Origin of the sequence: Photobacterium rosenbergii (assembly GCF_033022775.1) — a bacterium.
Classification (GTDB): Bacteria; Pseudomonadota; Gammaproteobacteria; order Enterobacterales; family Vibrionaceae; genus Photobacterium; species Photobacterium rosenbergii_A.
Window position 1 is genome coordinate 51,501 of record NZ_JAWJZI010000018.1, and the last position, 20,515, is coordinate 72,015.

Here is a 20,515-nt window from a genome sequence, read left to right on the forward strand (position 1 = left end):
CAGTCGGTCTTAGTATAGAGGACTTTACCTGTCTGTGAGCTGGTATTTTGTGCTTTATTTCTTGTGGCCGCTTTTCTCGGCATGGAACACATCGATAAAGCGGTTGAAATAGTGCTGAAGCTGGCTGGCTTCCTGATGGAAACCTGCAGTTTCCAGCAAGGCGATCCCGGCTTCGCAGGTACACAGGTTGCCCGGTTGCTGGTTGCGGCGCAGAGCGTAAGACGAATCGGCGTTCGGGGTTAATTCTAGCCGAGGCAAGGTAGCCAGCCAGGGACTGCGCCGGATCATCTTGCGGGCTTCCTGCCAGGTGGCATCGAGCAGGATGAACAAGGGTATTTTGTCCGGTTCGTTCCGGAACGGCTTGGCAGGCATAGTGTCATCGCCGGGGAACAGCAACCAGGGTTGGTATTGCGGATCGTCCAGCAAATCCAGCAGCGCTTGTGGAGGGTTGACCCGATCCCACATCTGGCGCTGGCAATGTGGCAGGCTGCGCTCCATCAGCTGGCCGGTATTGGTATCTTTGCCCATTTCCTTGGGGTGGGTAAGCAGGATAAAGGCGTGCGGGCAGCTCAGAGCAGGCTCGGCATGGCATATGCAGTTGTGCTTAAAGCCGCAGCGCGGGCAGGGTGTCGTCATGGTACTGGGTCAGGCCTGTGGGTTATGCCACGCAGTGTGGCATAACCCGGCGCAAAAATGGAAGGCTTTCCATTTTGATACCTAGTCCTGAATAGGGCTTTGTTTATCCAGGGTCAGGCCGCTTTCGCCCAGCTCGTAAGTCTCGCCATTGATAACTTCCTGCCGGGTGGTGAGCTGGCCATCCCCACGGGTAAATAACCTTTCGCTGATCAGCCTCCGGCCTTGGTACTGGGCCATTGTCACCTTCACCTTGCCGTCGCCGGCCTGCTGCCAGAAGCCTTTTTCTTGCAGGCCCGGTTGGCCGTCGCTGTAACTGTATTCGGTCACTGCCGAGTGATCCGGCAGCAGGTTCAACGTGGTCGTCAGCACTGTTGTACCCAGCTCGCTGTGGCCCTGGTAACTGCCGACCCAATGCTGGGTGACATCCGTTGCCCCGAGGGTGGCACAGCCGGTGTATTCGATGCCTTGCCAAGTGAGGGTTGATTGCCAGCCGAACAGGGCATCGCTCATGGTGTCGTTGCACTGGGCCTGGGTCATGGTCAGGGTGAAATCACGCCCTTTGTAGATCTGTTGTCCGGAGCGGATATCACGGCTGGTGATGGTTTGCTGCTCGGTCGGGTAGCTGATCCGGTTGAGGGAGACAGTGTCTCCTGTAACTTCGATACTCCAGCCGGGTTCATTGCCGAAGGCCCGGGTCTTACGAGGTGGTTGCTGGCAGCCCTGGCGCATTTCGGCCGAAAGCAGGTTGATCTGCCTCACATTGAACCGCGCGTCATAATCGGCGGCAAAGCCCTCTTCAGGGGCAGGCTCTAGGTAGCCGATAAATTCCCCGTAGATCGGGTCGTAGCCACGGGGGGCGACCGCGTTGGCAGCCGGGAGAGCGCCGGCCGGCAAATGCAGCCAGTACTGCTGGTTGCTGCCGCACGGTTGGATACTGCGGCTTTCGTGGCCGAGGATCACCTGGCCGCGCAGCATAAAGGCTTGTACCTTGCCGCTGCTGGTGGTTACCTCCGGTGTGGTGAGCGCTTCTTCTTCCGGTGTCGGGGCTGAAGACGGGTCACTGGCACACCCTGCCAGCAACAGTAAGGCTGCAATAGGAGCAAGGGGAAGTTGTCGGCGTATCATCGGGATCCCTCGTTGTGATAGGCTGGGGTATAAAGTCAGTTATACCAGATAAATAAAAGAGTATCAGAATGGCGTATTGGTTATTCAAGACAGAGCCGGACACCTTTTCGATAGACACGCTCAAGCAGCAAAAAGTTTCCTGCTGGGAAGGCGTCAGGAATTATCAGGCACGAAATATGATGCGTGATGACATAAAGCTAGGGGATCAGGTCCTGATTTACCACTCCTCCTGCAAGGATGTTGGCGTGGTGGGCATTGCCGAGGTGGTGCGCGAAGCGTATCCGGATCACTTCCAGTTCGATCCCGAAGGGCCTTATTTCGACCCGAAATCAGACCCGGACAACCCGCGCTGGATCATGGTCGATATCGAGTACCGTCGTCATTTGCGCCTGGTGTCATTGAAGCGGATGAAAGCCAACCCGGCCCTGGCTGAGATGCCGCTGGTCAAGCGCGGCAACCGGCTCAGTATCATGCCGGTAACCGAGGCGCAGTGGCAGGAAATCCTGCAGATGACCGGGCAGTTTTAATCTCTGATTGGCAAAAGATATTAAAAAAGGAAGCCGTTGCTTCCTTTTTTGTGCATTCTCTGCAAAACGCTTACTTTAGCCTTTTACTTCAGTGGCTTATTTTAGCAACTGGTCGCTTAGGTAGTGCGCCACCGCCTCATCGCTGCAGCTGCCGATCACTTCGTTTTCGGGCAGGGCGGCCTTGACCTTGGCATGAGAGGTGCCCATCACCAGGCCCTTGCCTGCCATGGTCAGCATTTCAACATCATTCATCCCGTCACCGAAGGCAATGCAGTCAGCCAGGGCGTAACCTTTCTCTTTGGCCACCGCTTCGAGGGCATGGCCCTTGGACACATTGGCATCCATGACTTCAAGGCACCATGGGGTCGAGAAGGCCACATTGGCCTTGTCGCCGAACTGGTCGTTGATCTTGTCTTCCCACTCGACCAATTTGTCGTGGTCGCGGTCGTCGCGGGTGAAGAAAACCTTGGCAATGCCTTCCAGCGGTGGGTTGTCAACATCGAACAGTTGGTAGCTGAAGGTATCGTGGAATTCACGCAAGCTGGGATCTTCCTGGTTCAACAACCAGTCATCGTTGCGGTAGATATGGATTCTCAGCTCCGGATCCTGTTTGGTCATGGCAATAATGCCGGAGATAACCTCGGGTTGGACGTCCTGCTTGTAGATCACTTCGTTCTTGCAGTTGTGCACCCGTGCGCCATTGGAGGTGATCATGTAAGCCGGGATCCCCAGTTGCTCGCGCAGCCCTGCCACATCAATGTGGTGGCGACCGGTGGCGAAGATAAAGTCTTTGCCCTGGTGGTGGAGCTGGTTGAGGGTATCTTTGGTAAATGGGGCAATTTTATGGTCTGGCGTCAGCAGGGTGCCGTCCAGATCCGATGCAATAATTTTGTACATGAAACCTCTCGCGGTAGGAACAGAGGCCCAATGCCGATGGCATTGGGGAAACAGTGCAATTTTAAACCAGTTCCCCCGAGAGAAAAGAGGCTAATTTATGCGTTGGGTATTTCCGCTTTCCGGAAGTGCTCGAGTGTCGAGGCCAACGCCGGGGTGCGGAAGGTATCGGCTTCGAACAACAGCTCGTGACGGGCACCCGTAATGACCTTGAACTGGCAGTCGCGGTTGGCCTGCTGCATGGCTTGGTGGAACTGCTGCTGGGCTGCGTTATCGATGATGGTGTCCTCGCTGGCCTGGAGCAGCAGCAGCGGCGTCGTGATATTACCCGCTTCGCTGAGGCAGCTTTTGGCGGCGGCGAGTCCCTGCCAGACCCAGCGCGCACTTGGGCCGCCGATCTTCAATTCCGGTTTATGCTCGTAGAGATCCCTGAACCACTGGTAGCGCACCTTGCTCTGGGTCAGCGGATTGTTGTTGAACGGTTTGGGATAGTAGGGAACCTGCCCCGGGGCATAGCTCGGCTGACGCTGTAGTTGTTCCATTACCCGGGCGAGGGGTGAGGCAATCGGCCGCATCCATTTGCTGATATTGATACCGTGCATCGGCGCACTGAGTACGGCCCGATCTATGGTGTCCGGATGGCGGGCCAGGTAAAGGCTGGTAATGGTGCCGCCCATCGAGTGGCCGAGCATAAACAGCTGTTGGTAGCCTTTAGGTTTGACCACGGATTCGATGAAGGTGTCCAGATCGCTGACGTAGTCGTCGAAGTGGCCGACATGGCCGAGTTCAGTGTCTTCGGCGAGGCGATCGGAGATCCCCTGGCCGCGGTGGTCGAGCGAGAACACATCATAGCCCTGGCGCACCAGATCATAGAAAAGCTCCTGGTATTTCCAATAGCTCTCGACCCGGCCGTTGACTACAATAATGGCCCTGTCCGGATTATTGCCGGTAAATGAGACCCAGCCTATGTTGATGTTGTTGACGCCCTGGAACATCCCTTCTTGGCGTTGTTGCCAAAGTGCGGCAGCGGGGCCGGCCATGGTTTCGTCAAAGTGGTTTTCCTGGGACAGATCAAAATAAGGTGGTGGCTGGACAGTCATTCATCATCTCGGTTAACAGTATCTGGGGCAAGTATAACCCAATGTCATCCCAGCTGTTGCCAGAAGGTGTGAACAGCTGTTAACGTGTAGCGTTTTTATGCGGCTAGCGCCATGCTTTTGGTAGAATAGCGAAAAGGAAGCAGGTCTGTGGAGCTTGAAATCTGGTTGGCTTACCTGGCGACAGCAATTGTATTTAGCATCGCGCCGGGATCGGGAACGGTAAATTCCATCAGTAACGGAATGACCTATGGTTGGCGCAAGTCGCTGGCATCGATTGCCGGGCTGCAAATCGGCCTCGGCGTCTACATCGTGCTGGTGGGCGTTGGCCTTGGCGCTCTGATCGCCCAGTCGGCGACGGCGTTTACGGTGATCAAATGGGTCGGCGTCGGCTACCTTATCTGGCTTGGAGTACAAAAGTGGCGTGATCGGGGACAATTCCAGATCGCCGGCGATAGCCCGCAGGTACCCGCCCGCCAATTATGCCGCCAGGCCGTGCTGGTCAACCTGACCAATCCCAAGACGGTGGTCTTTCTGGTGGCCCTGTTTCCTCAGTTTATCGATCCTTCCCAGCCGCAAATGGCTCAGTTGCTGGTACTGGGGATCACCACGGTAGCGGTTGATACATTGGTCATGCTGGGGTATGTCGTTCTGGCTTCCCAGCTGGCGGGTTATATCCGCTCGGCCAGAATAATGGCAGCCCTAAACCGCGTGTTTGGCTCGATGTTTATCGGCTGCGGGGCGTTGTTGGCGACGGCCAAGGCCTGAGGTTACTAAGGCTGCCTGTATGTGGCAGCCACTGAGGCAGTGCGGTATTTGTCCTCTGCTGTGGAGAGTCTTTCTGTTTTATGTATTCCTACGTTGCACGCCAGCCTATCTTCAATCGTCACCAGAAAACGGCCGGCTATGAGTTGCTGTTCCGTGACGGTGAGAGCAATGCCTTCCCCGCGGATATAGACGAGAACAAAGCGACCTGCCGCTTGATGGTCAATAGCTTTATGGCCGATAGCGATGGCATGGCGCAACCGGGCAAACGCTGCTTTATCAATTTTCCCCATCGAAGCTTGATCCGCCTGTTACCGACCCTGCTGCCGAAAAAGCAGGTGGTGATCGAAGTACTGGAGACCTGCGAGCCGAATGATGAGCTACTGCTGGCAATCCGTCATCTGAACCGGTTGGGGTATATGATTGCGCTCGATGATTTCAATATGGATCCCCGCTGGCAGCGCTTTCTGCCTTTCGTCCATATTATCAAGCTCGATCTGCTCAAGATAGGGATTGAAGCGGCGTGTGAGTTTATTGCCAGCAACCGCGACAAGAAGCTGATGTTTCTGGCCGAGAAAGTCGAGACCCACTCCGATTACACTCGGGCACACGAGGCCGGATTCCACTTCTTCCAAGGCTATTATTTCAGCCGTCCCGAGCTGCTCAAAAACCGCAATTTGAAACCGGAGCGGTTATCAACCTTGCGTCTGTTGCAGGAGGTTTGCCAGGAGTCGGTTGATTTTGAGCGGGTCGAGCAGATCATCGCCTCGGATCTGTCGCTGTCCTACCTGCTGCTGCGCTATGTCAATACCGCGGTTGACCGGCTCAAGGTGCCGATCAGTGAATTCAGGCAGGCGCTGGTTTACCTCGGAGAGGAAAAGCTCAAAGTGTTTGTCAGTGCCGTGGCCACGGCACAGGCTTCGTTTGATAAGCCCCATGAGCTGTATGCCCTGTCGCTGCAGCGTGGCAGGATGTGCGAGATTCTCGCGGCAGCCAGCAGCAAGGGGATAGAAGCCAAACCCGCGTTCATGACCGGGTTGCTGTCCTTGATTGATGCCTTGCTCGATCAGCCACTGGACGAGCTGTTGAACCAATTGCCGTTGCAGGCGGAGATCCGCCAGGCCCTGCTGCACCAGCAGGGAGCGCTGGGTCAATTGTTGGATCTGGCTGTGGCCTATGAGCAGGCGCAGTGGCGTCAGGTCAGCCAGTTGGGACACGCTTTGGCAATAGATGCGCCACGTATCGGCCAGAGCTACCAGCTCGCCATGCAGTGGTCATCAAAATACGATCTCCAGGCCCCGCCTCGTCCCCTTACTGTCGCACAAACTGGCTGAGTGCCTTCACCGTTTCGGTTAAAGCCGGATTGAGCGTTTTGTTGGCCGGGTAGCATAGCCCGAGACGGCGGAACATTCTTGGTCCGTCAAGCGGTACGGTAACCAGCTCCTTTGCCGTCTCCAGTACGCCAGTCGGCAGGAAAGAGATCCCCAATCCGGCCTGGACCAAATGCATCACTTGGGTTTTGTGCTCGGCCTTGGCCACGAGGTTTACGGCCAGGCCGTCACAGGCTAACAAGCCGATGGTCTGCTGGTGGGCTTCGCACGGCGGGCATTCGATAAAGTCATGCTGGTGGAGTTGCTCCGGCCTGACCTTGTCCAATTCAGCCAGCGGATGGGATGGCAGCATACACAGCACATAATCCTCCTCCCACAGCGGCAGAAATATCTCACCATCTTGCTTGAACATATCAAGCGTCAGGCGCGCATCGGCAGGCGCATCATGATCGACCAACTCCAGTAACAGGTTGGGAATATGCTGTTGCAGGCAGGCAAAGACGCTGGCCAGGGCCGTCTGGCTCAGATCGGGGAAGTTGCCCAGCTTGAGCGGTAGGCATTCGGTGCGTTGCTGGAACAGCGAGGGCAGGCGGTTGACATCACCCAACAGGCGGACAGCCAGCGGGTAGAGGTAGTGGGCCTCGTCCGTTAGGTTGACCCCTTTCTTATGGCGCTCGAACAAGGTGGTGTTGAGCTCATCCTCCAGCTGTTTGATGGCATTGGAGATAGATGGCTGGGAGACAAAGCAGCGTTCGGCAGCTAGGGTGATGTTCTTTTCTTCGTAGACCGCGACAAAAAAGCGCAGCAGGCGTAGATCCATGGATTTGCTCTGGCAGGCAAGTGATGTGCCTATGATAGCAAAGAAGCGATGTCAGCCAAGCGCTCAGGAAATCACGCAGGCAGAAAACACAAAGCCGGGCAGAAGCCCGGCTTTGGTGACAGAGAGTTGGATTAGCCTACGCTGTAGTAGGTAGCAGCGCCAGGGCCGACTGGGATGCCCAGTACGAACACCCAGACGTAGAACATGATGCTCCAGCCTACGACGAAGATGATTGAGTATGGCAGCATGGTTGAGATCAGCGTACCTAGGCCCAGGTTCTTCTTATAGCGAGTCGCAACCGCCAGGATCATACCGAAGTAGCTCATCATCGGCGTGATGATGTTGGTTACTGAATCACCGATACGGTAAGCCGCCTGGATAGTTTCCGGTGCGTAGCCAACTAGCATTAGCATAGGTACGAAGATAGGTGCCGTTACCGCCCACTGCGCCGACGCAGAGCCGATCATCAGGTTGATGAAGCCACACATCAGGATGAAGGCGAAGAACAGCATTGGGCCGGTTAGACCGATAGACTGTAGGAAATCAGCACCCGCTACTGCAAACACCTGGCCGAAGTTGGTCCACTTGAAGAAAGCAACGAACTGGGCAGCAAAGAATACCAGCACGATGTACATACCCATAGAAGACATGGATTTTGACATCGCATCGATAACATCGCGGTCGTTCTTCATGGTGCCCACAACTTTACCGTAGACAAAGCCCGGGATAGCGAAGAAGACGAAGATGAAGGCTACGATACCTTTTAGGAACGGTGAACCTGCAACCAAGCCCGTTTCAGGGTGACGCAGGATGCCGCTTTCCGGCACGATAGTCAGTGCCAGCAGGCCAGCAACCGCAAGAGCCGCAAGACCGGCCATTTTCAGGCCTTTTTTCTCAAGGTCGGTGATTTTACCAAGCTTGTCGCCGCCCAGATCTTCGCTGGCTTCTTCCGGGTTGTATTTACCCAGTTTCGGCTCAACAATCTTCTCGGTAACGAACGCACCCATAATGGTGATGGCAAACGTCGAAGCGAACATGAAGTACCAGTTAACCTCAGGGCCAACAGAGTAGTTCGGGTCGATCATTTGGGCTGCTGTCTGGGTAATGCCTGACAACAGCGGGTCAACGGTCCCCAGCAGTAGGTTGGCACTGTAGCCGCCGGATACACCGGCAAACGCCGCAGCTAGACCGGCTAGCGGGTGACGGCCCAGAGAGTGGAATAGCATTGCCGCCAGTGGAACAAGTACCACGTAGCCTAGCTCAGAGGCGGTGTTAGAAATGATACCTGCGAAGACGACAACCAGTGTCACCATACGCTTGGAGGCACCCATTACCAGACCGCGCATTGCGGAAGATAGCATGCCTGAGTGTTCGGCAATCGCGACACCCAGCATGGCAACCAGTACGGTACCCAGTGGTGCAAAGCCAGTAAAGTTAGTTACCAGGTTGGCAACGATTTTTTGTAGGCCTTCTGCATTGAACAGACTGACTACATGGATCATACCATCAGCAGCTCGGCCTGCGGCACCTTCAGGACGCGGGTCAACGACCGACACGCCGAAGTAACCAGCAATACCAGAGGCGACCAGGATAGCCACACAGAAAAGGGCAAAAAGGGTGATTGGGTGTGGTAGCAGGTTGCCCAGCCACTCGACGGTATCAAGAAAACGGGTAAATAACGTTTTCTTCGGTTGTTGTTGTGTTTGCGGTGAAGCAGATGAATGCATCACGACCTCCATTTATCGTTTCAATCCCATCAATGGGTACATCTCTTGTCGCGGAGAAGGTTACGTCATTGTTAACGTCACAAACAAGATATAATTGTGTCAAAATGTGTCAGTTGCTTATTTTTTGTCTGATTATTGTTAATTTTACGTGGTTGTGTGCTGTTTTCGTGATGGCCATTCCGTTTAATATTGTTGATTTTTATGAAATCAGTTGTCCATTTGCGGTTTGTTAACTTTTGTTCAATAACCGGATATCAATTAATTAGAAATCGCAGCCCGAAAATAGCGTGCTTTAACTCACAAAAAGGGCAATCTATCGCTTATAAAATGCGATGCGATAGCATTTTATTAACGTTTTCTTATCAATTGGCCGATGAAGATGGCAGGGATATCTCGTATCCATAGCTAAAATTTATGATAAACAGAGGTAATCGATATTTTTCACTAAGGGGTTAGGCCGATATAGTAGCGTCAATCTGCTGGTGGCCACTGGTATCGGCCTGGTGGGCAAGTCCCCGGGGTGATGTTCTCTTTCTATATATAAGGTGAAACTATGTCTAAGTCTCTCGTTGTGATAACAGGTGCCAGTTCGGGTATTGGTGAAGCGACGGCCAAAACGCTATCTGCGCAAGGCCACCCGCTGCTGTTGCTGGCTCGCCGAATCGACCGATTGACGGCTTTGGGCCTGCCGAACACAATGTGCCGCCAAGTGGATGTGACCGATGGCCCGGCGTTTGCTGCCGCTATTGAAGAAGCGGAAGCCCAGTACGGTCCGGTTGATTGCCTGGTCAATAATGCCGGCGTGATGCTGCTTGGTCTGGCCCATGAGCAGGATCCGGCAGAGTGGAAAACCATGTTCGATGTCAACGTGATGGGCTTGCTCAACGGTATCCATGCAGTACTGGCCAAGATGAAGGCCCGCCAAGGGGGCACTGTGATTAATATCAGCTCGATTGCCGGCCGCAAGACCTTCCCGAACCATGCGGCATACTGCGGCACCAAGTTTGCGGTGCATGCAATCACTGAAAATATCCGCGAGGAAGTGGCTGATGACAATGTCCGCTTCATTACCATTGCCCCTGGTGCAGTGGAAACCGAGCTGCTGAGCCATACCACCAGTGACGATATCAAAGCGGGTTACGAAGAATGGAAAGACGGCATGGGCGGGGTGATTGCACCGCAGGATATCGCCAATGCCATTAATTATGCTTACCAGCAGCCGCAGCACCTGTGCATCCGCGAGATTGTGCTAGCAGCCACCCGTCAGCAGCCATAAAGGCGGCTGGTCGCGAGTAGAGTTGAATGTCAGCGGCAGGTGATTTTATCGGTAAATTTTCGCTGTTTCAGTTACTTAATAAAGGCAGCCTGCTATATTCAAAAGGGTATCCCACGGGGATACCCTTTTTTGTTGGTATTGCGAGGGGGCTGAAGTGAGGGAGAAGGTTCGCTTTTTTGATGTGCTGCGCTGTGTGGCAGCCGTAGCCGTGGTGGTGATCCACGTGCTTGGTCCTTACCGCGACCAGTTCGGTATCATGCCCGACAGCGGCTGGATCACCGCGACGACCTTCAATAGCTTCAGCCGCTGGGCGGTACCGGTCTTTATCATGATCACTGGCGCCCTGATGCTGACCGATACCCGCCCGTTCGAACTTGGCTACTATGTCCGCCGCCGGCTCGGCAAAGTATTGCTACCTTTTCTGGTATGGTCGGTGTTTTATGCTTGGTTATCCGGTGTTTCACTGGCAGGTTTCGATAGCGGTTTGGCCTTCGAGACGCTGAAAGCCTTACCGGTACATGAAACCTACTATCACCTCGGCTTCTTCTATTACTTTATTCCGCTCTATTTTGTCATTCCTTTCCTGCGCTATTTTGTCCAGCATTATGACAGGCAGGCGACGCTGGCCCTGACGCTGGTGTGGTTGACACTGACAACCTTGTTCTTGTTTAAAATCGACGGGCCATGGAGCCATGAACTGGTGCTCTATAGTGGGTACTTACTGTTGGGCTATTGTGTTTACCAGTTGCGCTGGCCGAGCCTGAAGTGGCTGCTGCCACTGGGTATCGTGGGCTTGTTACTGACCGATGCCATGGTGTTGAGCAATAGCTTTGCCGCCGGGGAGTATAAAGTCGGCCGCTGGATGTCGTACAAGACGCTCAATACTGCCCTGATCGCTGCCATGGTTTTTGCGCTGGGACGTTATGTGGCAGGTAAAATCAGCGAAGGCGGGCTCGACAAGCTGGCTTTCATGAGCCGTTACAGCCTGGGGATTTATTTACTGCACCCTATCTTTTTATGGCCGGTAAAAGCCTACGATTGGTACTTCCTGCCACCGATATTGATGATCCCGTTTTGGACGGTGATCATCACAGCCCTGGCCCTGGCTGCCAGTTGGCTGCTGGCCAGGAGCCCGAAAACGGCCTGGCTGGTTCCTTAGCAAGCCGCCTGGTTATTGATGTAAACCGCGCGTTTAGACGCGCGTGAGCGCAAAATGGCGGAAGGTGACACCCTGGTAGGTCATTACCCCTTTATCCCCCGGGTTCAGGGCATGGTAATAGTGGATACCGACCATGAACTCACGTTTCGGGCCGCCTTTGGTTGGCTGGACATAAATCCAGTATTCTTCGTCATCCTCTCCGGGGCGTGCTCCTATGACCGGGGTGCACTGTTTGTCGAGGATCTCGACTTCGATGTGCTGCTCCGGGGCATTTTCTCCCAGCGTGTGTTTGCGGTAAACGTGGACAAAGCAATAGAGGGCAATGGCGAATAGGGCAATAATGATAATAGGCAGTGAGGCTGGCATGAGATTTCCTTGTTGGATGCAACTTGGCTCTCATTATTGTGCAACACATGGTGGCTGAACATGGCTTGTGACAAAAAGCGTGATCCCCGCAAGGTTGCTGTATCCACCTATTCTGTTATGCAGTCTACTTATGTCTGGTGGGTATCAATGAGGATGCTGACACACGGTACTTTGCTTTCATGCAAAGTCGAGGTAAGTTAATAGCAGGAGTGAGCAAGGAAGAGAGTAAATGGCAAACATTGAGTTAGTGGTAACACGTTCAAGGCGGATCGAAAGCCTGCTGCGTGATCATTACCATGCTGAGGGCAAAGGCTTGCACCAGCTGATCACTAGCTGTGAAGAGCGCCTGCCTCACGAAATTATTCCCAAATTACGTTTTATCGCCTCGGTCCGAAATAAAACCGTTCATGAAGAAGGGTACAAACTCGACGATAAGAAAGGGTTTATTGCGGCCTGCAATGCCTGCGAGAAAGAGCTGACCCCACGCAGTGGCCGTTTTGTCTGGACCGCTGCTGCTCTGTTGGTGGTTGGTGTCACGGCATTGGCGATATGGTTTTACTCCATTCACTGGCACCGTATCGATTTGACGCCCTAATCGGTGCTCGTGAGAAAAGCTGGAAAACAAAAAAAGGTGCCTGATAGGCACCTTTTTTATTGAATTTTTTATGCTTAATAAATCACAGGCAGCGTCATGAGTCCGACAACCACTGCGATCATCATAAGGCCTTGTTTTTGTGAAGAAGTGAACATGAAAAGGCTCCTTTTAGCTGCTTAGTTGATGTTGTAAATAAGAATAGCACTGATTTTATGCATTTCTCAAGTAAAATTGTCATATTGTTGTCATAAAAATAGTTTATGGACGCTTAATAGGGTGTCTAATGGTTAAGTGAATTGTGTTTTTTGAGTTGGGTGAAAAGTGTCCTCTCTGCTGTTTCATATACCAGTCCGAGACTAACCTTTTGTTTTTAATTGACTATTATTGAATGTAATGTGATCGGTATTGATGGTTTTTAGATTTGTTGGCAAAACTTCGTTTAGCATTGGCTGTGGATCAAAAAAGGGAGCAAATGACATTTTTCTCTGTGGTGTAGTACTTGTTTACCATTCGCATCGTATTTGGAGTGAATATTTGGCATGCTTTTATGTAATAGCTATCGCTTTGGTGTTTTTCGTAAAAGGTTGATGGTTGGCTACTGGGATAATTGCGTTTAAAATTTATTTTTTGTTTATAGTTACTTGTTTTTAAGTGGTTTTTTTATAATTTTTGGTCGGTTTTTATGGTTTAACAATGCGGCTTCAAGCTGCTGCAGGTTGGGTTGATGCAAAGATTTTGGCTAACAGCGATGCCAAACGTTTGCTATTTTGTTTTTCTCTATAGTGATAAAGGTTGGCTCACAGAACGGCCAGCGAGAGCCTGATTAATATGATTCTCCGCTAGTTATTGACTTTCTTCGCTAGACAATCGCCTACCAGATCCTAAACTGTGCTTGCCACTGAATAGCCAAGTTGCTGTCGGTGACATATCCATAATAATAACGGTGAAACTATGTGGGTTTGGTTAGCCATTGCTCTTTCTGCTCTTTTACATATTACGGCGGCTTATCACGGTCCCCGTTGGCAATTCTATATTTTCAAGCCTTTTACCATGCTGCTGTTGATCGGTGTGGCTTGGCAGGCTGGCGATGGCGGCTTCTATCATATGGCTATCTCACTTGGCCTGTTGCTGTCAGTGGTTGGTGATGTTTTCTTGATGTGGCCAAAAAGCCGGTTTATTGCGGGGTTAAGCGCCTTTGCCTTGGCGCATATTGCCTACTCGGTAGCCTTCTGGTCACAGCTCGGTAGCCAGATAGTCTGGTGGCTGCCTGCAATGCTGGCGGCAGTAGGTGTGATAGTGTTCCTGCTGCTGTTGCCTTCATTGGGCAAGATGGTGATACCCGTTGCTGTCTATATCGCGGTAATTGCCCAGATGGCTTGGGCGGCCGGTGAGTTTTGGTTGACGACCTCGACAACGATGGCGCTGCTGGCTGTTGCCGGTGCAGCGGTATTCATGTTTTCCGATCTCTGTTTGGCCATTGACCGTTTCCGTGGGCCTTTCAAATCGGCGACGACCATGGTGATGACCAGCTATTTCCTTGCCCAATCATTGATTGTTGCCACGTTGCTGGCTGTTTAGTCACTGATTACTGAAACTTTTCTGCCTTGAATCCTGTCTTTCGCTCATACTAGAGATAAGCAACATCCATGGGGAAAGTCATGTCGGACAACTGGTGCAAAATATACGATGCGGCGAATGCCCTGGAGGCACATAGCCTCAAAGGTATGCTGGAAGCCCAGCATATAGCCGTACATCTCAGTGGAGAAGGGCTGGGGGCGGCTGCGGGGGAGCTGCCGACCAATGTGGTTGAAGTGGGCCTGTGGGTGAGAGATTGCCAGCAGGCCAGTGCCCAGCGGCTGCTTGCCGAGTATGAACAAGCCGACCAATCAGGTTGGGTGTGCGCGGGCTGTGGCGAGCAAAATGGCTGCCAGTTTGAGCTATGCTGGCAATGCGGCCGAGACAGGGGGACGGGAATCTAAAACATACATACAAAATGCATTAATTTGTTTTTGGTCAAACTTTCCCCACCGCCATAGCGCTACAATGCCGCTATTGTTCCGTGAAGAGAATGCCTACCATGAGTGATAACCAAGTCCACGCCCATAACCTGCTAAACATGCTATTGGCAGCGGAAACGCCTTATACCTTTGCCAGCCTGAAGCAGGCTATCGCGGCGGAATACGGCGAAGATGTGCGTTTCTATACCTGTAGCCAGCAAGATCTGACTTTTGATGCGCTGATGACTTTCTTGTTGGACCGCCGCAAAGTCGTACAAGACGGCGACTATGTGGCGGCAAACCGTGAGCGCATGTGCAATCACTAGTGCCGGTTTGAAGCGGTTGGTGCCTGCTAACAACTGATAAATGCGGGTGGTAAAAATATCGCCACCCCGCTGATGGTTTGTTATACTCTCTCGCCTCCGGTCGGCATTCTGGCTGATCGTTCTTATTTCTTGATACTTCTTTAATTTATTCTCTATCTGAGGTCTGCTCTGTGGAAATTATTTCTGCGGCGGTCATGCTATTTCTGATCATGGATCCGCTCGGCAACTTGCCGGTTATGTTGTCAATTCTGCGGCACATTGAACCCAAGCGCCGTCGCTTTATCATGATCCGTGAATTGCTGATTGCCTTGGTGATCCTGTTGCTGTTCTTGTTCGGCGGTCAGAATATGCTGAACTTCCTGCATGTCTCGACCGAGACCGTCAGTATTTCCGGCGGTATTATTCTGTTCCTTATCGCGATCAGGATGATTTTCCCGCAACCGGGTGGTGTGACAGGCCTTGCTGCCGGCGAGGAGCCGTTTATCGTGCCGATGGCGATCCCGATGATTGCCGGGCCTTCGGTATTGGCTTCTTTATTGCTGTTGTCCAACCAGGAGCCGGGTCGCACCACAGACTGGGTGATTGCCGTATTGCTGGCATGGGGTGCGTCGTTTGTGATCCTGATGTTCTACGAGGTGTTCAACCGTCTGCTGGGCGAGAAGGGGCTCAAGGCTGTCGAGCGTTTGATGGGCTTGTTGCTGATCATGATTTCGACCCAGATGTTCCTGGACGGGATCCGCAAATTCTTCATGATGGGCTAGCAGTCAGTGCGATGTAAAAACGAGGCCAGTTGGCCTCGTTTTTTTACATCATGTGCTTGCGACGGATATCAAGCAGGGCAAAGATGCCGAAGATCAGGATGGACCATTTTTCCCACCGGGTCATAGTGATTTTATCGCCGAAGGCGCCGATGAAAATGAGCATTTGCAGGCCATGCATCATGAACAGGAACCCGGTCATGATGTAGAGCGCCATCGCCGCGACGCCCGGGAACGGGTGGAAAATGTTGATCAGCAAAACTAGCCAGACAAAGCCGATCGCCGCTTTGGCAATTAAAATCAATGCTTTCATGCTTCCTCTCTTTCGAATAAGCGGTAACAGACCTGTCCCGCTGTTTTTTCCCTGTGGAGATGCCAGTGTGCCGGTGTCACTAGCTCCCCGAGTTCTTTTTCGGCCTCAATATAAATGACGGCATGGGGTGAGAGCCAGTTATTCTGCTCGAGCAGGCTGATCGCCTCATCGATTAAATCTTTGCGGAACGGCGGGTCGATAAACACCACATCATGCGGGGTACCGGCTTGTTTTAGAAATGCCAGGCTGTCGGTGTTGAGGACCTTGGCATTGTCGGCACCGATGGTCGCGCGGTTTTTTTCCAGTTGATCGGCGGCTTTTTTATCGAGCTCAAGCATGGTGACATGGCTGGCACCGCGCGACAGGGCCTCGAAGCTCAGGCTGCCGCTGCCGGTAAACAGGTCGAGGCAACGCGAATCGATAATATCTTGTGCCAACCAGTTGAAAACGGTCTCTTTGACGCGATCTGTGGTTGGGCGGAGGCCCTCGACGTCGTGAACGGGAAGTTTACGCCCACGCCAGCGTCCGCTGATGATCCGAACGAACCCGTCACGGCGGCTGTTTGGCATATTTCGCCCTGATTGTTGTCTGCGTCTTGTCATAGATTTCTTCGACCGTTTAGAAAATGATAGTATACCTAAACCCCTTGGCTGTAGGCGAAAACATGTATGCCGAGATCATGCCGCTGGGGGTATACACCTGTGTTTAGGCCGCAAATTGTACCAATCAAGCTCTAGGATTTGCCAATGGCAGAAAAAAAGAAACGCGGATTATTTTCGTGGTTGGGTTTTGGCTCTGAGGAGCAGACCGAGCAAACCGAACAAAATCAAGAACAATCAACAGTTTCAGCTGAGGCTGAAGCAGTAAAAGAACAAGCGACAGAACAAGAAGTCGAGGCTGCTGCGAAAGTCGCGGCGGAAGCAGAAGCCGAAGCAGCCGCCAAGGCTGCGGCAGAAGCGGAAGCTGAGGCCGTCGCCAAGGCAGCGGCGGAAGCAGAAGCTGAGGCAGCCGCCAAAGCAGCGGCGGAAGCAGAAGCTGAGGCTGCCGCTAAAGCAGCGGCGGAAGCAGAAGCCGAGGCAGCCGCCCAGGTGATTGCGGAAGAAGAAGCCAAGGCCCAAGCGGTACAGCTACAAGAAGAGCAGCTACAGCAAGCCGAGGCGCTGCAGGAAAAGCCGAAGAGCGAAGGTTTCTTTGCCCGTCTGATGCGCGGCCTGAAGAAGACCAAAACTAACTTCGGTTCGGGGTTTGCCAGCCTGTTCCGTGGCAAAAAAATCGATGATGATCTGTTTGAGGAGCTGGAAGAGCAGCTGCTGGTGGCCGATGTCGGTATGGACACTACCCTCAAGATCATTGAGAACCTGACGGACAAAGCGGACCGCAAGTCATTGAAAGACGGTGATGCCCTGTACGGCCTGCTTAAAGAAGAGCTGTCGGACATGCTGGCCAAGGTTGAGCAACCGCTGGTGATTGACCAAGCCAAGAAGCCTTACGTCATTTTGATGGTGGGCGTAAACGGCGTCGGTAAGACCACGACTATCGGCAAGCTGGCCAAGCAGTTCCAGAGCCAGGGTAAATCAGTGATGCTGGCAGCCGGTGATACCTTCCGTGCGGCAGCCGTTGAGCAGCTGCAGGTCTGGGGCGAGCGCAACAACGTGCCGGTTGTTGCCCAGCACACCGGCGCGGACAGTGCCTCGGTGATCTTCGATGCGATTGAATCTGCCAAAGCGAAGAATGTGGATGTGGTGATTGCCGATACCGCAGGCCGTTTGCAGAACAAGGGCAACCTGATGGAAGAGCTGCGCAAGATTGTCCGTGTGATGAAGAAGGTTGACCCACACGCGCCGCACGAAATCATGCTGACGGTCGATGCAGGTACTGGCCAAAATGCGATTAGCCAGGCCAAGTTGTTCAGCGAGGTTGCCCCGGTAACCGGTATTACCCTGACCAAGTTGGATGGTACTGCCAAGGGTGGTGTGATCTTTGCCATTGCCGATCAGTTCAATATTCCAATCCGCTACATCGGTATCGGTGAAGGAATTGAAGACTTGCGCCCGTTCGCGGCGGATGAGTTTATCGAAGCGCTGTTTAGTGACGAGGATTAAGGTGTGATTCGGTTTCAGCAGGTAAGTAAGGCTTATCGGGGCGGACGCCAGGCCCTGCAAAAGGTCGATTTCCATCTGCAGCCTGCAGATATGGCGTTCCTGACCGGGCACTCGGGTGCGGGTAAGAGTACCCTGCTGAAACTGATCTGTGCCATCGAACGGCCGAGTGACGGCAAGATCATCTTCAACGGGCATGATATTACCCGTATTGACAGCAAGCAGATCCCGTTCCTGCGCCGCAATATCGGCATTATTTTCCAGGACCACAAGTTGTTGATGGACAGAACCATCTACGACAATGTGGCCCTGCCGCTGCGGGTAGAGCAGGCCACCGAGAACGAAATCAAGCGCCGGGTATCGGCAGCGCTCGATAAAGTAGGGCTGCTCGACAAGGCCCGCTGTTTGCCGATCCAGCTATCAGGTGGTGAGCAGCAGCGGGTGGGGATCGCACGGGCTATTGTCAACAAGCCGATGCTGCTGCTGGCCGATGAGCCAACCGGTAACCTCGATGCAGCATTATCTGGCCAGATCATGGCCTTGTTCGAGGAGTTCAACCGGGTCGGCGTTACCGTGCTGATGGCGACCCACGATACCTCGCTATTGACCACCCACAATTACCGCCGTTTGGATTTGTATCAGGGACAGTTAAGGGAGTTAGCCAGTGGCGCAAAATAAAACCGGCTTTTTTGCCTTGCACAAGCAGCAATGTAAGCAGTCACTCGCAGACATGATGCGCCGCCCGCTCGGCAATATCCTGACCTTGGCGGTGCTGGCGTTTGCCCTGACGCTACCGGCGAGTTTCTACCTGTTTGCCAAGAACGTCACCGTGGTGGCGCAGATGTGGCAGAACCCGACCCAGATGACCATTTATCTGGAGCCGGGCGTTTCGACAGGACAGGCAAAGCAACTGCATGACGAGTTGGCCCAGTGGCCGGAAATCGATAGCCTTGAGGCAATCTCGCCTGAGCAGGGTCTGGTCGAGTTTCGTCAGCAGGCCGGTTTTGAACAAGCCCTCAGCCTGCTGGATGACAACCCGTTGCCGTCTGTACTTATCGTCAAGCCAACCGAGGCGTGGCAGCTTGATGCTAAGGCTACCGAGCTTGCTTCGCGTTTGCGGATGCAAAACGGCGTCGATGAGGTCCGACTCGACAGTGATTGGCTCCAGCGTTTGGCTGCGATTAAGCAACTTGTCATTATTCTGGCTATGATTATTTCCGGGCTGATGCTGTTTGCGGTCTTTTTGGTCGTGGGTAATACCCTGCGCCTTCAGGTACTCAACCAGCGCGATGAGATCCAGGTGATGAAACTGGTTGGGGCGACCGACAGTTTTATCTTGCGTCCCTATCTCTATACCGGGGTTTGGTATGGTTTGATTGGTGGGTTGGCTGCGTGGGTGCTGACATTTTTGGTGTCTATGCTGCTCGATGGCGCGGTGGCCCATTTGGCGGATTTGTATGACAGCCCGTTCAGGATGATCGGTTTAGGTTGGGATGAGTCATTGATCTTGTTGATGATCTCGGCGTTTCTCGGGCTGCTGGCCGCGCGTTTGTCGGCAGGGCGTCATTTGAAAGAAATTGAACCTATCTGACATTTTTAACTCTATAAATAGGGTAAATTACGCGGCTTGCTTGCAATGAGGCCTATTTTACAGGCATCATTGTCGGTTCATGCAATTTCACATTGGTACAAAAAATAAACGAGGTTTGTTGAATGGCACAAGAGATGACTTCAATGGCTTTGGTCACTGCAGATAGTCTGGACAGCTATGTCCAGAGCGTCAACAGCTATCCTATGCTGTCGGCGGAGCAGGAACGCGAGCTAGCTGAGCGTCTTCATTATGATGGTGATCTCAATGCGGCAAAGGCATTGGTGATGTCACATCTGCGCTTTGTTGTTCACATTGCTCGTGGCTATTCAGGCTACGGCTTACCAATGGCTGATCTGGTTCAGGAAGGCAATATTGGCCTTATGAAGGCTGTTAAGCGCTTCAACCCTGAAGTCGGCGTCCGCCTGGTATCTTTCGCTGTCCACTGGATCAAAGCTGAGATCCATGAATACGTATTGCGTAACTGGCGTATCGTCAAAGTGGCGACCACTAAAGCCCAGCGCAAACTGTTCTTCAACCTGCGCAAGGCGAAAAAGCGTCTTGGCTGGTTCAACAATGACGAAGTACAGATGGTCGCTGATCAGCTCGGTGTTGAAGCCAATGAAGTGCGCGAGATGGAATCCCGTCTGGCCGCTCAGGATCCGGCATTCGAAATGCCAACCGAAGACGATGATCGTGAGGCCAGCTTCAGCGCGCCGGCGTATTACCTTGAGGACAAGTCGTCAGATGTTGCTTTGAGCGTAGAGGAAAACAACTGGGAAACCCACGCCAACAATCGTCTGTCTAATGCCCTGTCTGGCCTTGATGAGCGAAGCCAACACATTGTGCGCTCGCGCTGGTTGGAAGACAACAAGGCGACCTTGCAAGAGCTAGCTGAACACTATCAGGTGTCCGCTGAGCGGATCCGCCAGCTAGAGAAAAATGCGATGAAAAAGCTCAAGGAAGCAGTGGGTGATTTCGCCTGAGGATCCTCGGCAAACTATCCACAAATCGCAACATGAGAAAACCAGCCTAGGGCTTAACACCGATCAGTTAAGCCATTGATCAGTTGAATGATCCTACGGTTGAGTGAAAATACCCTCAGACATTAAGTTT

General features: G+C 52.9%; 23 protein-coding genes. 14 read left to right on the forward strand and 9 right to left on the reverse strand.

The features are described from left to right. Window positions 1-54: 54 nt before the first annotated feature. On the reverse strand, window positions 55-636 hold the full coding sequence (locus R2X38_RS23140) for a tRNA-uridine aminocarboxypropyltransferase (RefSeq protein WP_317524717.1): 582 nt from the start codon (window positions 634-636) through the stop codon (window positions 55-57). Window positions 637-717: 81 nt separating this feature from the next. Then, window positions 718-1,761 (reverse strand): hypothetical protein, encoded by a 1,044-nt coding sequence (locus R2X38_RS23145; protein ID WP_317524719.1) that lies wholly within the window; start codon window positions 1,759-1,761, stop codon window positions 718-720. Window positions 1,762-1,829: 68 nt separating this feature from the next. On the opposite strand from R2X38_RS23145, the gene R2X38_RS23150 reads away from it, so the two are divergent. Continuing rightward, window positions 1,830-2,288: an EVE domain-containing protein gene (locus R2X38_RS23150; RefSeq protein WP_317524720.1), complete on the forward strand. Its 459-nt coding sequence runs from the start codon at window positions 1,830-1,832 to the stop codon at window positions 2,286-2,288. 96 nt (window positions 2,289-2,384) lie between these two features. Here R2X38_RS23150 and R2X38_RS23155 read toward each other — a convergent pair whose 3' ends face one another. Further along, window positions 2,385-3,185 carry a Cof-type HAD-IIB family hydrolase gene (locus R2X38_RS23155; RefSeq protein WP_317524721.1) on the reverse strand — a complete coding sequence of 267 codons (801 nt, stop codon included), beginning with the start codon at window positions 3,183-3,185 and terminating at the stop codon, window positions 2,385-2,387. Window positions 3,186-3,280: 95 nt separating this feature from the next. Then, entirely contained in the window at window positions 3,281-4,282 is a 1,002-nt protein-coding gene (locus R2X38_RS23160; protein ID WP_317524722.1) for an alpha/beta fold hydrolase, read from the reverse strand. Window positions 4,283-4,429: 147 nt separating this feature from the next. Between R2X38_RS23160 and rhtB the strand changes: the two genes are divergently transcribed. Further along, window positions 4,430-5,047, forward strand: coding sequence for a homoserine/homoserine lactone efflux protein (rhtB, locus tag R2X38_RS23165; protein WP_317524723.1), 618 nt, complete (start codon window positions 4,430-4,432; stop codon window positions 5,045-5,047). Between the two features lie 80 nt (window positions 5,048-5,127). Continuing rightward, on the forward strand, window positions 5,128-6,378 hold the full coding sequence (locus R2X38_RS23170) for an EAL and HDOD domain-containing protein (RefSeq protein ID WP_317524725.1): 1,251 nt from the start codon (window positions 5,128-5,130) through the stop codon (window positions 6,376-6,378). On the opposite strand, the gene R2X38_RS23175 is transcribed toward R2X38_RS23170, so the two are convergent. Then, entirely contained in the window at window positions 6,356-7,195 is an 840-nt protein-coding gene (locus tag R2X38_RS23175) for a LysR family transcriptional regulator (protein ID WP_317524726.1), read from the reverse strand. The genes R2X38_RS23170 and R2X38_RS23175 overlap by 23 nt on opposite strands. 131 nt (window positions 7,196-7,326) lie before the next feature. After that, complete coding sequence (locus R2X38_RS23180) at window positions 7,327-8,922, reverse strand: AbgT family transporter (RefSeq protein WP_317524727.1); 1,596 nt, start codon at window positions 8,920-8,922, stop codon at window positions 7,327-7,329. 553 nt (window positions 8,923-9,475) lie between these two features. Between R2X38_RS23180 and R2X38_RS23185 the strand changes: the two genes are divergently transcribed. Then, a complete protein-coding gene (locus tag R2X38_RS23185; protein WP_317524728.1) occupies window positions 9,476-10,198 on the forward strand; it encodes an SDR family oxidoreductase in 723 nt (240 codons plus the stop codon). Window positions 10,199-10,352: 154 nt separating this feature from the next. Continuing rightward, window positions 10,353-11,357 carry an acyltransferase gene (locus tag R2X38_RS23190; protein ID WP_317524729.1) on the forward strand — a complete coding sequence of 335 codons (1,005 nt, stop codon included), beginning with the start codon at window positions 10,353-10,355 and terminating at the stop codon, window positions 11,355-11,357. Between the two features lie 33 nt (window positions 11,358-11,390). On the opposite strand, the gene R2X38_RS23195 is transcribed toward R2X38_RS23190, so the two are convergent. Next, window positions 11,391-11,723, reverse strand: coding sequence for a DUF2500 domain-containing protein (locus R2X38_RS23195; RefSeq protein ID WP_317524730.1), 333 nt, complete (start codon window positions 11,721-11,723; stop codon window positions 11,391-11,393). Window positions 11,724-11,952: 229 nt separating this feature from the next. On the opposite strand from R2X38_RS23195, the gene R2X38_RS23200 reads away from it, so the two are divergent. The 5 genes from R2X38_RS23200 (at window position 11,953) to R2X38_RS23220 (ending at window position 15,402) form a co-directional block, all read left to right on the forward strand. Next, on the forward strand, window positions 11,953-12,318 hold the full coding sequence (locus R2X38_RS23200; RefSeq protein ID WP_317524731.1) for a DUF4145 domain-containing protein: 366 nt from the start codon (window positions 11,953-11,955) through the stop codon (window positions 12,316-12,318). Window positions 12,319-13,269: 951 nt separating this feature from the next. Continuing rightward, the gene (locus tag R2X38_RS23205; protein WP_317524732.1) at window positions 13,270-13,896 is read left to right on the forward strand and encodes a lysoplasmalogenase; all 627 of its coding nucleotides are present in this window, start codon (window positions 13,270-13,272) and stop codon (window positions 13,894-13,896) included. A gap of 68 nt (window positions 13,897-13,964) precedes the next feature. Beyond that, window positions 13,965-14,297, forward strand: coding sequence for a DUF2007 domain-containing protein (locus R2X38_RS23210; RefSeq protein WP_317524733.1), 333 nt, complete (start codon window positions 13,965-13,967; stop codon window positions 14,295-14,297). Window positions 14,298-14,395: 98 nt separating this feature from the next. Next, window positions 14,396-14,641 (forward strand): YecH family metal-binding protein, encoded by a 246-nt coding sequence (locus R2X38_RS23215; RefSeq protein ID WP_317524734.1) that lies wholly within the window; start codon window positions 14,396-14,398, stop codon window positions 14,639-14,641. Between the two features lie 170 nt (window positions 14,642-14,811). Continuing rightward, window positions 14,812-15,402, forward strand: a complete 591-nt coding sequence (locus R2X38_RS23220; RefSeq protein WP_317524735.1) for a YhgN family NAAT transporter — start codon at window positions 14,812-14,814, stop codon at window positions 15,400-15,402. Between the two features lie 43 nt (window positions 15,403-15,445). Here R2X38_RS23220 and R2X38_RS23225 read toward each other — a convergent pair whose 3' ends face one another. Further along, the gene (locus R2X38_RS23225; protein ID WP_317524736.1) at window positions 15,446-15,712 is read right to left on the reverse strand and encodes a DUF1145 domain-containing protein; all 267 of its coding nucleotides are present in this window, start codon (window positions 15,710-15,712) and stop codon (window positions 15,446-15,448) included. Then, window positions 15,709-16,314 (reverse strand): 16S rRNA (guanine(966)-N(2))-methyltransferase RsmD, encoded by a 606-nt coding sequence (gene rsmD / locus R2X38_RS23230; RefSeq protein WP_317524737.1) that lies wholly within the window; start codon window positions 16,312-16,314, stop codon window positions 15,709-15,711. The genes R2X38_RS23225 and rsmD overlap by 4 nt, the downstream gene beginning before the upstream one ends. 144 nt (window positions 16,315-16,458) lie before the next feature. On the opposite strand from rsmD, the gene ftsY reads away from it, so the two are divergent. The 4 genes from ftsY (at window position 16,459) to rpoH (ending at window position 20,385) form a co-directional block, all read left to right on the forward strand. Beyond that, window positions 16,459-17,814, forward strand: a complete 1,356-nt coding sequence (gene ftsY / locus R2X38_RS23235) for a signal recognition particle-docking protein FtsY (protein WP_317524738.1) — start codon at window positions 16,459-16,461, stop codon at window positions 17,812-17,814. A 3-nt stretch (window positions 17,815-17,817) separates the two neighbouring features. Continuing rightward, window positions 17,818-18,489: a cell division ATP-binding protein FtsE gene (gene ftsE, locus R2X38_RS23240; protein ID WP_317524739.1), complete on the forward strand. Its 672-nt coding sequence runs from the start codon at window positions 17,818-17,820 to the stop codon at window positions 18,487-18,489. Then, on the forward strand, window positions 18,476-19,402 hold the full coding sequence (gene ftsX, locus R2X38_RS23245) for a permease-like cell division protein FtsX (protein ID WP_317524740.1): 927 nt from the start codon (window positions 18,476-18,478) through the stop codon (window positions 19,400-19,402). Before ftsE ends, ftsX begins: the two co-directional genes overlap by 14 nt. 122 nt (window positions 19,403-19,524) lie before the next feature. Next, on the forward strand, window positions 19,525-20,385 hold the full coding sequence (gene rpoH, locus R2X38_RS23250; RefSeq protein WP_317524741.1) for an RNA polymerase sigma factor RpoH: 861 nt from the start codon (window positions 19,525-19,527) through the stop codon (window positions 20,383-20,385). The last annotated feature ends 130 nt before the right edge of the window (window positions 20,386-20,515 follow it).

Excerpts from the sequence above, each read along its gene's own strand:
- R2X38_RS23140 (WP_317524717.1), bottom strand. The coding sequence starts at position 636 with ATGACGACACCCTGCCCGCGCTGCGGCTTTAAGCACAACTGCATATGC.
- R2X38_RS23145 (WP_317524719.1), bottom strand. The coding sequence starts at position 1,761 with ATGATACGCCGACAACTTCCCCTTGCTCCTATTGCAGCCTTACTGTTG.
- R2X38_RS23150 (WP_317524720.1), top strand. The coding sequence starts at position 1,830 with ATGGCGTATTGGTTATTCAAGACAGAGCCGGACACCTTTTCGATAGAC.
- R2X38_RS23155 (WP_317524721.1), bottom strand. The coding sequence starts at position 3,185 with ATGTACAAAATTATTGCATCGGATCTGGACGGCACCCTGCTGACGCCA.
- R2X38_RS23160 (WP_317524722.1), bottom strand. The coding sequence starts at position 4,282 with ATGACTGTCCAGCCACCACCTTATTTTGATCTGTCCCAGGAAAACCAC.
- R2X38_RS23170 (WP_317524725.1), top strand. The coding sequence starts at position 5,128 with ATGTATTCCTACGTTGCACGCCAGCCTATCTTCAATCGTCACCAGAAA.
- R2X38_RS23175 (WP_317524726.1), bottom strand. The coding sequence starts at position 7,195 with ATGGATCTACGCCTGCTGCGCTTTTTTGTCGCGGTCTACGAAGAAAAG.
- R2X38_RS23180 (WP_317524727.1), bottom strand. The coding sequence starts at position 8,922 with ATGCATTCATCTGCTTCACCGCAAACACAACAACAACCGAAGAAAACG.
- R2X38_RS23185 (WP_317524728.1), top strand. The coding sequence starts at position 9,476 with ATGTCTAAGTCTCTCGTTGTGATAACAGGTGCCAGTTCGGGTATTGGT.
- R2X38_RS23195 (WP_317524730.1), bottom strand. The coding sequence starts at position 11,723 with ATGCCAGCCTCACTGCCTATTATCATTATTGCCCTATTCGCCATTGCC.
- R2X38_RS23200 (WP_317524731.1), top strand. The coding sequence starts at position 11,953 with ATGGCAAACATTGAGTTAGTGGTAACACGTTCAAGGCGGATCGAAAGC.
- R2X38_RS23205 (WP_317524732.1), top strand. The coding sequence starts at position 13,270 with ATGTGGGTTTGGTTAGCCATTGCTCTTTCTGCTCTTTTACATATTACG.
- R2X38_RS23210 (WP_317524733.1), top strand. The coding sequence starts at position 13,965 with ATGGGGAAAGTCATGTCGGACAACTGGTGCAAAATATACGATGCGGCG.
- R2X38_RS23215 (WP_317524734.1), top strand. The coding sequence starts at position 14,396 with ATGAGTGATAACCAAGTCCACGCCCATAACCTGCTAAACATGCTATTG.
- R2X38_RS23225 (WP_317524736.1), bottom strand. The coding sequence starts at position 15,712 with ATGAAAGCATTGATTTTAATTGCCAAAGCGGCGATCGGCTTTGTCTGG.
- rsmD (WP_317524737.1), bottom strand. The coding sequence starts at position 16,314 with ATGACAAGACGCAGACAACAATCAGGGCGAAATATGCCAAACAGCCGC.
- ftsY (WP_317524738.1), top strand. The coding sequence starts at position 16,459 with ATGGCAGAAAAAAAGAAACGCGGATTATTTTCGTGGTTGGGTTTTGGC.
- rpoH (WP_317524741.1), top strand. The coding sequence starts at position 19,525 with ATGGCACAAGAGATGACTTCAATGGCTTTGGTCACTGCAGATAGTCTG.